This window comes from Paracidovorax wautersii, assembly GCF_900113035.1.
Classification (GTDB): Bacteria; Pseudomonadota; Gammaproteobacteria; order Burkholderiales; family Burkholderiaceae_C; genus Paracidovorax; species Paracidovorax wautersii.
This window is the reverse complement of sequence record NZ_FONX01000017.1, coordinates 54,664-70,157: the sequence shown is the minus strand read 5'-3', so window position 1 is coordinate 70,157 and position 15,494 is coordinate 54,664. Positions and strand designations below refer to the sequence as shown.

Genomic DNA, 15,494 nt, shown 5'->3' with positions numbered 1-15,494 from the left:
CCGGGAGTCGGTGCCGGCGCTGCAGAAGGCGCTGTGGCCGCCCACAAAGCATGCCGACGGCCGCAGCCTCACAGGGCCCGGCCGGGGCGCCATAACGAGACAGGAGACAAATGTGAAAACCGTGCTTTCCCGCGCAGCTACTGCTGCGGGCTGCGTGATGCTGAGCCTTGTGGGCGCCCAGAGCGCCCATGCATTCGAGGGGGGCGTCTCGCCGTTCCCGGTGGGATCCACGGGCGAGTACGTGGCCGGCATGCCGCCCATCCCGGGGCTGTTCGTGCTGGAACAGCTGCACTACACCTCGTCCAACGGGCTGTACGACAACGAGGGCAACAAGCGGCCCATTCCCTTCAAGCTGAGCGGGTTCTCCGCCACCACCCGCCTGCTCGCGGCCTACCCGACGACCATCCTGGGCGCCCGGCTGTACTCGCAGCTGGTGCTGCCGGTCGTCTCCCTGCATACCGAGGTCGCGGGGCACAGCGAGCGCCACAGCGGGCTGGCCAACATCACGGTGTCGCCCGCGGTCCTGCGCTGGAGCCTGTCCGAGCATGCCTACGCGGTCGCCGGCCTGGACCTGGCCCTGTCCAACGGCTCCTACAGCCCCACCCGGCCCAGCGTCTCCACGGGCTACGCCTCGATCCAGCCGGTGTTCGGCCTGCGCCACACCGACCCGAACGGCCTGGATATCGGGATGATCAACCGCCTGCTGATCAACCGCGAGAACAGCACGACGAACTACAAGTCCGGACGCGGCTACGTGAACGAGTTCACCGCGGGCTGGAACAGCGGCCCCTGGAAGATGGGCGTGGTGGGTTCCTACCTCAACCAGTTCAGCGATGACCGCCAGGGCGGCGCCACGATCCAGGGCAACCGTGCCCGCAGCTTCGCGCTGGGCCCGTCGCTCAACTACAACGCGGGCCGGTTCAGCGTGAGCGTGAATTACCAGCGTGGCCTCTACGCCGCCAACACCACCAAGAACAACGTTCTGGGCGTGGGTATCGCGGTGCCTCTCTGGATCATGCAATGAAGCGCCTCCGCTTGCACGCTGGCAAGGCTTTGCGCCCGATGGCGGCCCCTGCGCTGCTGGCCGCCGCCGCGCTCGCCCATGCGGCGCCGCCTGACGGCCCGCAGGCGGTGTTTGACCGCTACGTGCAGGCGGTGCATGCGGCCGACATGCCGGCCGTGCGCGCCCTGATCGCGCCGGATGTGGAGCGTTCCGACTACGTCGGCTGCACGCCGGAGATGGACAACCCCGCGTGCCTGGCCTTCTACATAGAGCAGACGGTGGTCAGGCCCCGGGCCCGGATCCGGGTGGTCTCGCTGGACACCCGGGGCGACGAGCTGCACGCCCGTCTGGAAGTGCGCAGCGAGCTGTACCGCCGCGCCGGCGCCGAACGCATCGTGGGCGTGGATGCCCTGCGCATCGCCGACGGGCAGATCCACGCCTTCCGCTTCATCCCGGATTTCAACGACGAGGCCACGGCCTCGTTCTTCGCAAGCATCGGCATCCGGCCGCAACCAGGCTCCAAGCAACCCTGACCTTTCAAGATGTTCAAGTACTTCCCCACCAACTATGTCTGGAACCTGTCCGTCGATCTGGCGATCGAGATGGGCGCGCGCATCGGCGAAATCGAAGAGATGTGCGCACCGCTGCAGGAGGCCGCCAAGGCCCCGGACGCGTCGGGTACCCAGGCCTTCCGCGAGACCTGGGTGCGCATGGCCGACAAGCTTTGCGGCCTGGCGGCGGAAGACGAGGAACGCGGCCGGATCTATTCGGCCGGCGAGAAATACCGCCGCGCAGCCAGCTACCTGATCACGGCCGAGCGCTTGCAGGCCCATGATGCGCCGGGCCGGATGGACATCTACCGGCGGGAACTGGAGCTGTTCCTCAAGGGCTGCCGCATGCGGGGCGAATCGGTGGAGCGCGTCGAGATTCCCTACGAAGGCAAGCACCTGTCGGCGCTGTACTACCCGGCCCACGGCCTGCAGCCGGGCCAGCGGGCACCGCTGCTGGTGCAGCTCAACGGGCTGGATTCGACCAAGGAGATGAAGTACCTGGTGGGGCTGCCGGCGTGGCTGGCCCGGCGCGGCGTTTCCTCGCTGGTGGTGGACCAGCCCGGCACCGGCGAGGCGCTGCGGCTGCAGGGCCTGACGGCGCGCTACGACACCGAGCACTGGGCCAGCCGCGTGGTGGACTGGCTGGAGCAGCACCCCGCCGTGGACCCGCAGCGCATCGGCTGCGAGGGCGTTTCGCTCGGCGGCTACTACTGCCCCCGCAGCGTGGCCATGGAGCCCCGGTTCGCCTGCGGCGTGGCCTGGGGCGCCAACCACGACTGGCGGGACGTGCAGAAGCGCCGCCTGGAAAAGGAGGGCGACTTCCCCGTGCCGCACTACTGGGCCCACGTCTGCTGGGTCTGGGGCGCGAAGGACATCGACGACTTCATGCGCATCGCGCAAGACGTGCACCTGGATGGCGTGGTCGAGAAGATCCGCGTGCCCTTCCTGGTCACGCACGGCGAGCGTGATTCGCAGATCCCGCTGAAGTGGGCGCATCGCACCTACGAGCAGCTGGTGAACAGCCCGCAGCGCGAACTCAAGATCTTCACCGACCGTGAGGGCGGATCGCAGCACGCGAGCTTCGACAACAGCATCAACGCGGGCCAGTACATCGCCGACTGGGTCGCCGAAGTCCTGGGTGGACACACCGCCCCGCGCTGACCTTTCCCTTTCATATGAGACAGATGCCAACCATGAACATCATCGGACTCGACGCCCTGGTTTTCGGCGTGGAAGACCTCGCCGCCTGCGGGCAGTACCTGGCCGACTACGGCCTGCGCGACGCAGGCCACGGACGATTCGAGGCGCTGGACGGCACGGCCGTGGTCATTCGCGCCCAGGACGATCCCTCGCTGCCGCCCGCCATGGGCACGGCCAGCCTGCTGCGCGAGACGGTCTATGGCGTGGCCGACGAAGCCACGCTGCAGGCCATCGCCAGCGAGCTGTCGAAGGACCGCCCGGTGACGCAGGAAGGCGGCGTGGTGCGCGCGCAGGACGACCTGGGCTTCGCCCTGGCCTTCCAGCTCTCGGTGCGCAAGCCCCTGGCACTGCCGGCGGAAGCCGTGAACGCCCCGGGCGCCGCCCCGCAGCGCGAACCCAACGTGCTGGGCATCTCGCCCGAGATGGCGGCGCTGCCCCGCTCGCTCTCGCATGTGGTGTATTTCGTGCCCGATGTGGCCAAGGGCGAGGCGTTCTACACCCGCCTGGGCTTCGTCTGCACCGACCGCTTCACCGGCGTGGGCCCGTTCCTGCGCCCGGCGGGAACGCAGGACCACCACACCCTGTTCATGATCCAGACCCCGCCGTTCATGAAGGGCTGCGAGCACTTCACCTTCCACATGGGCGGCCCCACCGAGGTGCTGCTCGCGGGCACGCGGTTCGTGGAGAAGGGCTACCAGAGCTTCTGGGGCCCGGGGCGCCACAAGTTCGGCAGCAACTGGTTCTGGTACTTCAACTCGCCCCTGGGCTGCCACGTGGAGTACGACGCCGACATGGACCTGCACGACGACGCATGGGCCGCCCGCGAGGCCCCCATGGGCGCCGATGCGTCGCAGCTCTTTCTCTTCCAGCACCGCGAGAAGTGGGCTCCTTCGGGCCCCCCGCCCGGTGCCAAGACGGGCGCGGCCCACTGAGGCGACGGCCATGCAGCTGTGCCATGAGCGTGACTTGCCCGAAGGCGCCAGCCGCGGCTTCGATCCGCACGGGATCGGGCAGGACACGGTGCTGGTCGTCCGATGGGCGGGCCGTCTGCATGCCTATGCGGATGCCTGCCCGCACCACCAGACGCCCATGGCATGGCGCAAGGACCACTACCTGAACGCTGCGGGCGACCGCATCGTGTGCGCGGCCCACGGCGCGCTGTTCGAGATCGCGACCGGCCGGTGCACCCTGGGCCCCTGCCTGGGCGAATCCCTGACCCCGATACCCCTGACCCTGCAAGCGGATGGCTCGGTCCATCTCGCCGAAAAAAAGTAAACGGAGACAAACCCATGAACCTCACCTCACGGCGCGTGCTGATCATCGGCGGCGGTTTTTCAGGCATGGCTGCGGCCATCGAACTGCGCAAGCAGGGCGCCCAGGTCGATCTGGTGGAGATCGATCCCGGCTGGCGCAGCTACGGGGCCGGCATCAGCCTGGGTGGGGCGACGCTGCGGGCGTTCCGGCGCCTGGGCATGCTGGACGCCTTCCTGGCGCACGGCCACGCGGCGGACGGCGTGCACCTGCACCTGGCCCACGGCCCGCGCATCGCCACCCTGCCGACCCCGCGCATCGCCGGGGAGGACGTGCCGGGCGGCGGAGCCGTCATGCGCACCGTGCTGGCCCGCATCCTGGCCGACGCCACGCGTGCGGCGGGCGTGAATGTGCGGCTGGGCTGCACGTTCACGGCCCTGGAGCAGGACGCGGACGGCGTGCAGGCGGACTTCACGGACGGGCAGCGCCAGCGCTATGACCTCGTGATCGGCGCGGACGGGCTGTATTCGAAGGTCCGCGAAGCGGTGTTCCCCGATGCGCCCCGGCCCCGCTACAGCGGCCAGGCCGTGTGGCGGGCGGTGCTGCCGCGTCCGGCCGACATCGAGACCGCCACCATGTGGCTGGGGCCGCACATCAAGCCGGGGGTCAATCCGGTGTCCAGGACGGAGATGTACCTCTTCGTGACCGAGCCGCGGCCGGTCAACGATCGCGTCGATCCGGCCACCTTCGTGGACCGGCTGCGCGCTCTGCTGGAAGGCTTTTCGGCGCCGACGCTGCAGGCCATCCGCGCGCAGATCGGCGCGGATTCGCAGATCGTGTTCCGCCCGCTGGAGGGGCTGCTCATGCCCCGCCCATGGTCCCAGGGCCGCGTGGTGCTGATCGGCGACACCGTGCACGCCACCACGCCCCATCTGGCCTCCGGCGCCTGCATCGGCATCGAGGACGCCCTGGTGCTGGCCGATGAGCTGGCCGCCGCCGGCGACGTGCCGCAGGCGCTGCACGCCTTCGAGGCCCGCCGGTGGGAGCGCTGCCGCATGGTGGTGGAGAACTCCGCGCGCCTCGGCGAAATCGAGATCGGCGGCGGCGACAAGGAAGAGCACTCGCGCATCATGCGCGAGTCCCTCGCCGCCCTGACCCTGCCCATCTGACGAGGGGGCCACGATGACGACAACCCAATCGCTGCGCGGCCGCGCAGCGCTGATGATCGGCCATTGCGCCGGCATGGTGGACCTGGTCGCGCTGCCCGTGTGGGTGGGCACGCTGATGTCGGTGTACCACTTCGACCCGCAGCAGGCGGGGCTGCTGGCGACGCTGTTCCTGGCCGGCGCCGTGGTCGCCAGCCTGTTCCTGGCGCCGTTCTTCCTGGTGCTGCCCGGCCGCGCCGTCGCCACGGCGGGCTTCGCGGTGGCCGCCGCCGGATTCGCGATGGCCGCCACCACCCCGCAGTTCGCCATGCTGGCCCTGCTGCATGCCGTTTCGGGCATCGCGGCGGGCGCCGCCCTGAGCGTGACGCACGGCACCATCGCCCGCAGCCACAACCCGCACCGCATGTTCGCCCTGGTGGGCATGGCGCTGGGTGTCTTCGCCATCGTGTTCCTCGGCGGCACCCCCGTGCTGGTGGCCCGGCTGGGCGGCCCGGTGCTGTTCCAGGTGTTCGCCGGCGTGATGGCGCTCGGCGCCCTGGCGGCTGCCTTCGCCTTTCCGGTGCCCGACGAGGTGGCCGGCGCTGCCGGCGCATCGCGCCCGGCGGCCGCTGCGCTGCCCGCGCCGGTGTGGTGGGGCATCCTGGGCCTGGCCGCGATGGGCCTGGTCCAGTCCATGACGTTCAGCTTCCTGGAGCGCGTGGGCAGCGAGCGGGGCTTCGGATTGCAGGCCGTCACGGGGGTGCTCATCGCGCTGGGCGTGGTCAACCTCTTTCCCGCAGCGCTGGCGGCCGTGCTGGAAAAACGCTGGGCCGCGAGCAGCGTGTTGCGCGGCGGACCGGCGGTGCAGGCCCTGCTGGTGGTGGCGATCATGAGCTCGCCCATCTTCGCGCCCTATGCCGTCGCTGCGGCGCTGTTCGCCGCGGTGATGATCTTCACGCACACCTTCGCGTTCGGCGTGCTGGCCCGGCTGGACCCGAGCGGCCGCGCCCTGGCGGCCACGCCCGCCATGCTGATGTTCGGCGCGGCCATCGGCCCGATCCTGGGCGGCACCCTGGTCAAGGCCTGGGGCTATGGCAGCCTGGGTCTCGCGGCCCTGGTGATCGATGCCGTTGCCATCTATGCCTTCGCACGGGTCCACCGTGCGCCGCCCGGCGCTCCCGTCTCTGCGCGAGGGCTGGCGTGAGCGGCCCGTCGCCGCAGCACGGCGGCGGCGGTGGGCTGGGCCGGCGGGCGTGGATCGCCGCGTCGGCCATGGCCTGCCTGGTTCCGCCGTCGCGTGCGCAGACGGCCCGGCACCTGACCTTCCTGGTGCCGCAGCCCGCCGGCAATCCCGGCGATGTGTTCGCGCGCAAGCTCCAGGCCCCGATGCAGCGCGCGCTGGGGCAGGCCATCGTGGTGGAGAACCTGCCGGGCGCAGGCGGCTCGATCGGCTTGCAGCGCATGCTCAATGCCCCGGCCGATGGGGCCACGGTGGCGGTCGTCTCCCAGACCGAGCCCATCCTCACCCCGCTGTCGCTGGCCAGCGCCCGGTACCGGCCCGAGCAGATGCGGATGATCGGCCTGCTCGGGCGCACGAGCTATGTGCTGGCAGGCCGGCCCGACATGCCGGCGAAGACGCATGCGCAGCTGCTGGACCTGGCCCGGCAGGCGGGCGCCGCAGGCCGACCGCTGACCTTCGGGCACATCGGGCAGGGTTCGATGATCCATCTGATGGGGGCCCAGTGGGCCCGGCTGTGCGGCGTGCCGCTGGTGCATGTGCCGTACCGGGGCGTGCCGCCGCTGGCGCAGGACCTGATGGGCAGCCAGATCGATCTCTCCTTCGTGCCGCTCGGCGGCTCGGTGCTCGGCATGCTGGAGGCGGGCCATCTGCGCGCCTTCGGCAGCACGGCCGCGCAGACGCCTGCACTGCTGCCCCAGGCCGCGCCGCTGGGCCAGCAGTCCGCCGCGCTCAAGGGCTTCGAGCACACCGCCTGGGGTGCGCTGCTGCTGCCGCGCAAGACCCCCGAGGCGGCGGTGCTGCGCCTGCACCAGGCCTTCGGCGCCGCCATGCGCGATGCCGAGGTCCAGAGCTTCCTGCGCGCCAATGGCACCGAGCCCCAGGAGCCCTTGCCGCTCGACGCGCTGGACCGGTTCTACGCCGCCGAAATCCAGATCCACCAGGCGCTCGCCCGCACCGTGGGCGTGCTGCCCGAGTGAGCCTCGCCCTTCGAACCGCCATGACACCCACCCGACCACCCGCCCGCCGCCGTTTCGTGGACCTTTCCATCTACCTGGAAAACGACGTCCTCTCCGACCCGCCGCCCCTGGCGCCCAAGATCACCTACCAGAAGCACGCGGACACGCTGCCCGAGTTCATGGCCATGCTCCCCGGCACCCGGCCCGAGGACTATCCCGATGGCGAGGCGGCCGCCGCGGAGTGGGTCACGCTCACCACGCACAACGGCACCCACCTGGATGCGCCGTGGCACTTCCACTCCACGCAGGACGCGAAGAACGGCGGCGCCCGTCCCTCCATCACCATCGACGAGGTGCCGCTGGAGTGGTGCTTCCAGTCCGGCGTGAAGCTGGACTTCCGCCACCTGCCCGACGGCTACGTGGCCACCGCCGCCGATGTCGAGGCCGAGCTGGCCCGCATCGGCCACGTCCTGCAGCCGCTCGACATCGTGGTGGTCAACACCCGGGCGGGCTCGCGCTACGGGCACCGGGACTACCTGGGCGCCGGTTGCGGCATGGGCTACGAAGCCACCATGTACCTGCTCGAACGCGGCGTGCGCCTGACCGGCACCGATGCCTGGAGCTGGGACGCGCCGTTCTCCCATACCGCCCAGCGCATCGCCGAAACGGGCGACAAGGCCCTGATCTGGGAGGGCCACAAGGCGGGCCGCGACATCGGCTACTGCCACCTGGAGAAGCTGCATAACCTGGAGGCGCTGCCGCCCACGGGTTTCACCATCAGCTGCTTTCCCCACAAGATCCGCGGCGCCTCGGCAGGCTGGACGCGCGCGGTCGCCATCTTTGAAGACTGAACGAGGAGCTTTCCCATGGGATTTCCCGCCATCCATCGCGTGGTCACCGGCCACGACGACCAGGGCCGCGCCGCGGTCGCCAGCCAGGGGCCCCTGCCTACGGTGGTCGAGGTCGCTGCCATTCCCGGCACCGTGTTCCACGAGGTGTGGAGCACCGCCCAATCGCCTGCCGCCGTGGACAACGGCCCGGACCCGACCCTCGGCCCGCTGGTGCTGCCGCCCCCGCCGGGCGGCACGCGCATCCGGTTCGTGGACATCCCGCCGGACACGCCCGAGTTCCTGGCCGGCGGCGCCGAGCGCATGCACGACGCCTTCAGCCAGATCGGCGATGCGGCGGCCTCCACGGTGCAGGCCGATTCGCCCCACCCGCTGATGCACCGCACCGAGTCGGTGGACTACGGCGTCGTGATCGAGGGCGAGCTGACGCTGGTGCTCGACACGGGCGAGGTGCAGCTGCGCCCCGGCAGCGTGGTGGTGCAGCGCGGCACCAACCATGCGTGGGCCAACCGTTCCGGCGCGCCGTGCCGCATGCTCTTCGTGCTGGTGGACGGGCGCTTCGACGCGTCTCTGGCGGCGCCCGCAGCGGCGCAGCCCTGAATTTTCCGGAGGGGATAGACGATGCGATTCGCAACCTTGAAAGACGGCCGCCTGGACGGCCGCCTGGTGCTGGTGTCCTCCAGCGGCCTGCAGGCCGTCGATGCCGCGCCGATAGCCGCCAGCCTGCTGGCGGCCCTGCAGGACTGGGAGCGCGTGGAACCCGCCCTGCGCGCGCGCGCCGCGGCGCTGGAGGCGGGCACCGCCGCCGGTATCTTCGCGTTCGACCCCACCGTTTGCAGCGCCCCGCTGCCGCGCAGCCCGCAGTGGCTCGATGCCTCGGCCTTCCTCAACCATGGCCGCCTGATGGAGCAGGCGTTCAACACGCCGCCCATCCCGCATTTCGACACCATCCCGGTCATGTACCAGGGCGCCAGCGACGACTTCCTGGGCCCTTGCGATGACGTGCCCCTGCCCAGCGAGGCCGACGGCATCGACTTCGAAGGCGAGTTCGGCGTGATCTGCGGCCCGGTGCCCATGGCGGCGACGCCCGAAGCGGCGCTGGGCTGCGTGCGCCTCGTCGTGCAGATCAACGACTGGAGCCTGCGTGCACTGGGCCCGCACGAGATGAAGGCTGGCTTCGGCTTCCTGCAGGCCAAGCCCTCCACCAGCTTCGCCCCGCTGGCCGTCACCCCCGACGAGCTGGGCGACGCCTGGCAGGACGGCCGGGTGCACCTGCGGCTGCATGTGGAATCCAACGGCCAGTGGTTCGGCCACCCCCATGGCGCCGAGATGAATTTCAGCTTCGGCCAGCTGATCGCCCACGCGGCCCGCACGCGGCGGCTCACGGCGGGCACGATCGTCGGCTCGGGCACGGTGTCCAACCGGTCGCGGGATGCCGGCTCGGCCTGCCTGGCCGAGCGGCGCGTGATCGAGATCATCGACAGCGGCGCGGCCAGCACGCCCTTCATGCGCTATGGCGATACCGTGCGCATGCAGGCCCGCCGGGCGGACGGCAGCGACGGGCCCTTCGGCGTGGTGCATCAGCGCGTGGTGGCGCCTGGCGCGGGGGAACGCTGATGCACGTGGTCATCACCGGCGCCGGGGGCTTCGTGGGCGCCGCCCTGGTGCAGCGCTTGCGCGAGCAGCCCGATAGCCTGGGGCAGGCTGGCCCGGTCAGGTTCACGCTGATCGACCGGGCCGCGCCGACGCCCCCACCGGGCACGGCGCCGCAGGCAGCGCCCGAGGCGCAGGTGCGCTGGCATCTGGGCGGCTTCGCCGATCCCGCCCTGCTGAGCGCCTTGCAGAGCGATCCGCCGCACTGCGTCTTCCACCTCGCGAGCGTGCCCGGGGCCTTGGCCGAACGGGAGCCCGCTCTGGGCGTGCAGGCCAATCTGCTCGATACGGTGGCACTGCTCGAAGGCCTGGTCCAGCCGGTGCGCGCGGGCCGGGCCCCGGCGCCGCGCGTGGTGTTCGCCAGCTCCGTCGCCGTCTATGGGGCGCTGGATGCCGGCCCCATGGCCGAGGACCGGCTGCCCCAGCCCACGCTGAGCTATGGCGCCCACAAATGGGCGGCCGAGCTGCTGCTGGCCGACTACAGCCGCAGGGGGGAACTCGACGCCTGCAGCCTGCGCCTGCCGGGCGTGGTGGCCCGCCCTCCGGCCGATTCCGGCCACGGCTCCGCCTTCATGAGCCAGATCTTCCACGCGCTGGCCGGGCGCACGGCCTACACCTGTCCGGTGTCGCCGCAGGCCACGGCCTGGTGGATGTCGCTGTCGCGCTGCCTGGACAACCTGCTGCATGCCGCGCGCCTGCCGTCCGCCGCGATGCCGCCTTCGCGCTGCTGGCAGCCGCCGGTGCTGCACTCGCCGGTGGCTGCGGTGGTGGAGGCCGCTGCGCAGCACCTGGGCTGCGAGGCGCAGGAGTGGGTCCGCTACGCCCCCGATCCGCGCATCGAAGCCCTCTTCGGGCGGCAGCCGCCGCTGCAGACGCCGGCCGCGCAGGCGGCGGGCTTCGTGCACGACGGCAGCGTGGAGGCCTTGGTGGCGCGCGTGCTCCAGCGCCACGATCGCGCTGCTCCGTGATGCGCGCGCTCGTGGCGTCGCTTGCGGCGTAGCTCGTAGCGCAGGGGCCTGCCGGCCCTGCGCCGCGATGGCGCGAAAATGGCGCCATGCCCACCCCTGCCGCACCCCTGGACCCGCAGCCCGCCACCGTGGATGCCGCCACCGGCCTCTTTACCGACGAGAGCGGCTGCCCGCGCTGCGGCTGGTGCCGCGCCACGCCGCTCTACCGGCACTATCACGACCACGAATGGGGTTTCCCGGTGGCCGACGACCGGCGCCTCTTCGAGAAGCTCTGCCTGGAAGGCTTCCAGGCCGGCCTGAGCTGGATCACTATCCTGAACAAGCGCGAGGCCTTCCGCGCCGGCTTCGCGCAGTTCGATGCCGAGCAGGTGGCGCGGTTCGGCCCGGCGGACGTGGAGCGCCTGCTGGCCGACGCCGGCATCGTGCGGCACCGCGGCAAGATCGAATCGGCCATCGGCAATGCGCAGCGCGTGCTGGAGCTGCGCCGCGAATTCGGCTCGCTCGCGCACTACATCTGGCGCTTCGAGCCCCTGGCCCAACAAGGCCGCCCGCCGCGCCTGACGGCCGAGGTGGCACGCTCGCTGACCACTTCGCCTGCGGCGCAGGCGCTCTCCAAGGACCTGAAAAAGCGCGGCTTCCGCTTCGTGGGCCCGACCACCATGTATGCCTTCATGCAGGCCATGGGGCTGGTCAACGACCATTTCGAGGGCTGCCACGTGCGCCAGAAGGCGCTGGAGGCACGCGCGGCCTTCGAGGTGCCGGGCGGCTGAAGAGGGTGTTCCGGGGGCGCGCTGCGGCACGCCCCCTGCGAGATCGCGAACACGTTCTGAGATCGCCGGCAGGCGCTCAGAAGCTTTCCCAATCGCCGTTGTCGCTGGCGGATGCGCCGGAGCGGGCGCTGCGGCTTGCGCCGGTGGCGTTCGTGCCGAGCTGGGCCTGGGCGATCTTGCCGGGCTGCGGCGCGGCGACGGCCGGCTTGGCCGGGGCCTTGGCGGCAGGCCGGGCGATGGAGGCCTTGGGCTGCACGGGGGCGGCGCTGGTGGCGGGCGGCGGCGCATACGGCGCCTGGGCGCCGGCTTCGATCTGGAACACCGATACCGCCACGTTCAGTGCCTTGGCCTGTTCGGACAGCACGGTCGCTGCGCTGGCCGATTCCTGCACCAGCGCGGAGTTCTGCTGCGTCATCTGCTCCAGATGCCCCACGGCCTGGTTCACCTGGCCGATGCCGTCGCGCTGCTCCACCGATGCGGCGGTGATCTCGCCGATGAGGTCGGACACCCGCCGCACGCTGCCGATGATCTCCTCCATGGACTTGCCGGCCTCGGCCACCTGGTCGGAGCCGGCCTGCACCGTGTCCACCGAGGTGGTGATGAGCGCCTTGATCTGCTTGGCCGCATCCGCGCTGCGGCCGGCCAGGGCCCGCACCTCGCTGGCCACCACGGCGAAGCCGCGGCCCTGCTCGCCCGCGCGGGCCGCTTCCACGGCGGCATTCAGAGCCAGGATGTTGGTCTGGAAGGCGATGCCGTCGATCACGCCGATGATGTCGCTGATCTGCCGGCTGTTGTCCGTGATGCGCTGCATGCTCGACACCACATGGCCCACCACCTGCTCGCCGCGCGCTGCCGCCTGCGCGGCCGCGCCGGCCAGCTGGTTGGCCTGCTGCGCGGCTTCCGTGGAACTGCCGATGGTGGCGGTGAGCTCTTCCATGCTGGCGGCCGTCTCCTCCAGGTTGGAGGCCGTCTGGTCGGTGCGGCTGGACAGCTCCGCGCTGCCGCGCGTGATGTCGTCGGCCTGCGTCTGGATACGGCCGCCCGCCTGGCGCACCTGCGAGACCAGCGCTGCCAGCGATTCCTTCATGGAACCCATGGCGCGCACCAGCGTGCCCAGCTCGTCCTGGCGGGATGAGGCCATGGAGCCGGTGAGGTCGCCCTTGGCCACGCGGGTGGCGAACTGCACCACGTCGTCCAGAGCGGTCGTGATCTGGCGGCGCAGCATTTCCAGCAGGGCGAAGACGAAGACCATGCCGGCCAGCCCCAGGCCGATGAACCACAGCGTGGCCTTGCGGTTGCTCTCTGCCAGCGATTCCTGCAGCCGCGTGGCGGCATCGCGCTGCAGCTGTTGCAGCTGGGCGGCGCCGTCCATGGCGAGCTTGGCCGCCGGGTCGAATCGCTGCGACATCAGGAGGCGGGCATCTTCCAGCCGGCCTGCGGCCTTGAGCTTGCGCATTTCTTCGGCGGCGTTGATGGCGGCGCCGCCCTGTTCGATGAGCAGCTTCAATGCCGCCTTCTCCGCCGCGCTCTGGGGCTGGGCATTGAAGGTTTCGAGTTCCTTGCGGTAGGCGTCCACGGCTTCACGCATGTCGGACGACAGGAGCCCTTCCAGCGCCGGGTCGCTGGTATAGGCCACGACGCGGATGCGCACGATATTGGCCTTGGCGATTCCCTCGATATTCAAGGCGCGCGCCAGCCGTTCTTTCGTGAGGTCGAGCGCTTCGTTGAACAGCGTTTGCGTGGACTGGAAGCGCTGAACGGCGCCACCCATGAGTCCCAGCAGCGCAATGATGAAAATCATTCCCAGCAATCGAATTTGCGAAGAAATGGACAGGCGTTGCATGGTGAACCTTCAAGGACGGCGGGGTTGGGGAAATCAGGGCTGAAAAGCTGGGCTGATGGACAAAACTAGTATTTCGCTCGGTTTTTCCATTCGGCATGCGAATTCAAAGCGTGTAACCGAAGTGAAACGCTCGCAAATATATTATTTTTAGCGAATTGTGTTTGGGGGCCGCCTGAAAGCCATCTGGCGACGGATGGCCGTTCGGCAAAGGCGGCGGAACCGCCCCTGTGCAAGGGCATCGCTGCGGCGCTGCCATGCCCCAGTCCGCCGGATCGCCGCCCGGGCACGCAGGGGATGCAGGGGATGCAGGCAATTGCTGTTGCGGAAAAGCAAAAAGCCCTCCGAGGGAGGGCTTTCGGCGCACGTGCCGGCGTGCGGGGGTTCGGCTTGGGCAGGGCCGCCAGGCAGGCGGCGCCCGCCGGGGCTGGTCAGCCGCCCTTCTTGGAGCGCTTGCCGGGGTTCTTCTTGCTGCGCGTGGCGACGCCACGCTCCAGGCTCACGCGCTGGCCACGGCCGGGCGTTGCCAGGGTCACGCCGGGAGGAGTGACGGGACGGGGGGTACGCTTGCGGTCGGCTTCGGTAACGATCTTGTTGCCCATGGTGGCAGCTCCTGCAGAAGAAAATTTCAAGAAATGAGAACCCGCTATTAGGCCATAGCCTGCGGCGCTTGCCCAACACGGCTTTCGCCGAGACCCTGGGCGCAGTGGTTTGTAGGGCTCCACGGTTTGACGCCAGACTCTAAAGAGGCATACATAAACGGCATGAACGCTTTTTCTCATGCCTTGCAAGCCCGGCTGGAAGGGCTGCCAGTGGGTCTGGCGCTGGAGTTGCCCGGCGGCCAGCAGGTCGGCCCCGCCGACGCTCCTGTCGCATTGCGCTTCCATGACCGGCGCTCGCTCACGGCGCTGGCGCTGGGCGAGATCGGCGACGTGGGCGCCGCCATCGTCGAAGGGCGGGTGCTGCTGCAGGGTTCCATGCGCGACCTGATGGCCGCCGCGGCCGGGCTTCTGCGCGGCGACCCGGCGCGCGCCAATGCGAGCTGGTGGCAGCAGATGATGGCCCGGGCGCGGTCCCGCGCGGTGCACACCATCGCGCGCGATGCGCGGCAGGTGCAGTTCCACTACGACCTCTCCGACGACTTCTACGCGCTGTGGCTGGACCCGCGCCGGGTCTATTCCTGCGCCTACTACTCCCGGGCCGACATGACGCTCGCGCAGGCGCAGGAGGCCAAGCTCGACCTCATCTGCCGCAAGCTGCGGCTCGCGCCGGGCGAGCGCCTGCTCGACATCGGCGCCGGCTGGGGCGGGCTGCTGCTGTGGGCGGCCGAGCGCTATGGCGTGGACGCCACCGGCATCACGCTGTCGCGCAACCAGCATGCCCATGTGCAGCGCCTGATCGAAGAGCGCGGGCTGCAGGGCCGCGTGCGCGTGCGCCTGTGCGACTATCGTGAGCTGGAGGCCGAAGGCGGCGGCTACGACAAGATCGCCTCGGTCGGCATGTTCGAGCATGTGGGCCGCGCGCACATGCCCGAATACTTCCGCCATGTGCGCAGCCTGCTGCGCCCGGGCGGTCTGCTGATGAACCATGGCATCACCGCCGGCGGCGTGGACAACGCCCAGCTGGGCGCCGGCCTGGGCGACTTCATCGAGAAATACATCTTCCCCGGCGGCGAGCTGCTGCACGTGAGCGCCGTGCTGCACGACATGGCCGAGGCGGGCCTGGAGATGGTGGACACCGAGAACCTGCGGCCGCACTATGCGCGCACGCTCTGGGCCTGGTCCGACGCGCTGGAGAGCCGGCTGGACGAGGCGCTGGCCGTGCTGTCCCGGCAACAGGGGCCGGTGGCGGCGGGCCGCGCGCTGCGCGCCTACCGGCTTTACCTGGCCGGCAGCGCCATGGGTTTCGAGCGCGGCTGGATGGCGCTGCACCAGATGGTGGCTACGCGGCCCGACGGCAACCTGCAGACGGGAACGATGGTCGGCGCGCAGTCCGACTACCCCTTCCACCGCGAGTCCCTATATTCAGGGCGTTCGACACAACCTCCAGCGCCGTGACGACGAGCGGCC

Annotated in this window: 16 protein-coding genes; 14 read left to right on the top strand and 2 right to left on the bottom strand. The window is 70.3% G+C overall.

Features of this window, described 5'->3' with window-relative positions:
• Positions 1–157: 157 nt before the first annotated feature.
• The 13 genes from BM070_RS20245 (at position 158) to BM070_RS20185 (ending at position 11,585) form a co-directional block, all read left to right on the top strand.
• The gene (locus BM070_RS20245) at positions 158–1,024 is read left to right on the top strand and encodes a SphA family protein (protein WP_092941286.1); all 867 of its coding nucleotides are present in this window, start codon (positions 158–160) and stop codon (positions 1,022–1,024) included.
• Positions 1,025–1,062: 38 nt separating this feature from the next.
• Complete coding sequence (locus tag BM070_RS20240) at positions 1,063–1,536, top strand: nuclear transport factor 2 family protein (protein WP_092941284.1); 474 nt, start codon at positions 1,063–1,065, stop codon at positions 1,534–1,536.
• 9 nt (positions 1,537–1,545) lie between these two features.
• A complete protein-coding gene (locus BM070_RS20235) occupies positions 1,546–2,715 on the top strand; it encodes an alpha/beta hydrolase family protein (protein WP_092941282.1) in 1,170 nt (389 codons plus the stop codon).
• A gap of 32 nt (positions 2,716–2,747) precedes the next feature.
• Entirely contained in the window at positions 2,748–3,686 is a 939-nt protein-coding gene (locus tag BM070_RS20230) for a VOC family protein (protein WP_092941280.1), read from the top strand.
• 10 nt (positions 3,687–3,696) lie between these two features.
• Positions 3,697–4,029: a Rieske (2Fe-2S) protein gene (locus BM070_RS20225; RefSeq protein WP_092941278.1), complete on the top strand. Its 333-nt coding sequence runs from the start codon at positions 3,697–3,699 to the stop codon at positions 4,027–4,029.
• Positions 4,030–4,043: 14 nt separating this feature from the next.
• Complete coding sequence (locus BM070_RS20220) at positions 4,044–5,174, top strand: FAD-dependent oxidoreductase (RefSeq protein WP_092941276.1); 1,131 nt, start codon at positions 4,044–4,046, stop codon at positions 5,172–5,174.
• Positions 5,175–5,187: 13 nt separating this feature from the next.
• On the top strand, positions 5,188–6,354 hold the full coding sequence (locus tag BM070_RS20215) for an MFS transporter (protein ID WP_092941274.1): 1,167 nt from the start codon (positions 5,188–5,190) through the stop codon (positions 6,352–6,354).
• Positions 6,351–7,367 carry a Bug family tripartite tricarboxylate transporter substrate binding protein gene (locus BM070_RS20210; protein WP_245785315.1) on the top strand — a complete coding sequence of 339 codons (1,017 nt, stop codon included), beginning with the start codon at positions 6,351–6,353 and terminating at the stop codon, positions 7,365–7,367. The genes BM070_RS20215 and BM070_RS20210 overlap by 4 nt, the downstream gene beginning before the upstream one ends.
• 20 nt (positions 7,368–7,387) lie before the next feature.
• The gene (locus BM070_RS20205) at positions 7,388–8,197 is read left to right on the top strand and encodes a cyclase family protein (RefSeq protein ID WP_092941272.1); all 810 of its coding nucleotides are present in this window, start codon (positions 7,388–7,390) and stop codon (positions 8,195–8,197) included.
• Between the two features lie 15 nt (positions 8,198–8,212).
• The gene (locus BM070_RS20200; RefSeq protein ID WP_092941270.1) at positions 8,213–8,794 is read left to right on the top strand and encodes a cupin domain-containing protein; all 582 of its coding nucleotides are present in this window, start codon (positions 8,213–8,215) and stop codon (positions 8,792–8,794) included.
• A 21-nt stretch (positions 8,795–8,815) separates the two neighbouring features.
• The gene (locus BM070_RS20195; protein WP_092941268.1) at positions 8,816–9,811 is read left to right on the top strand and encodes a fumarylacetoacetate hydrolase family protein; all 996 of its coding nucleotides are present in this window, start codon (positions 8,816–8,818) and stop codon (positions 9,809–9,811) included.
• On the top strand, positions 9,811–10,815 hold the full coding sequence (locus tag BM070_RS20190) for an NAD-dependent epimerase/dehydratase family protein (RefSeq protein WP_092941266.1): 1,005 nt from the start codon (positions 9,811–9,813) through the stop codon (positions 10,813–10,815). Before BM070_RS20195 ends, BM070_RS20190 begins: the two co-directional genes overlap by 1 nt.
• Positions 10,816–10,901: 86 nt before the next feature.
• Positions 10,902–11,585, top strand: coding sequence for a DNA-3-methyladenine glycosylase I (locus BM070_RS20185; RefSeq protein WP_092941264.1), 684 nt, complete (start codon positions 10,902–10,904; stop codon positions 11,583–11,585).
• A 76-nt stretch (positions 11,586–11,661) separates the two neighbouring features.
• Here BM070_RS20185 and BM070_RS20180 read toward each other — a convergent pair whose 3' ends face one another.
• Positions 11,662–13,386 (bottom strand): methyl-accepting chemotaxis protein, encoded by a 1,725-nt coding sequence (locus tag BM070_RS20180; protein ID WP_245785314.1) that lies wholly within the window; start codon positions 13,384–13,386, stop codon positions 11,662–11,664.
• Between the two features lie 470 nt (positions 13,387–13,856).
• On the bottom strand, positions 13,857–14,027 hold the full coding sequence (locus BM070_RS24890) for a hypothetical protein (RefSeq protein ID WP_175518563.1): 171 nt from the start codon (positions 14,025–14,027) through the stop codon (positions 13,857–13,859).
• A gap of 162 nt (positions 14,028–14,189) precedes the next feature.
• Between BM070_RS24890 and BM070_RS20175 the strand changes: the two genes are divergently transcribed.
• Complete coding sequence (locus BM070_RS20175) at positions 14,190–15,482, top strand: class I SAM-dependent methyltransferase (RefSeq protein ID WP_092941260.1); 1,293 nt, start codon at positions 14,190–14,192, stop codon at positions 15,480–15,482.
• Positions 15,483–15,494: the final 12 nt, after the last annotated feature.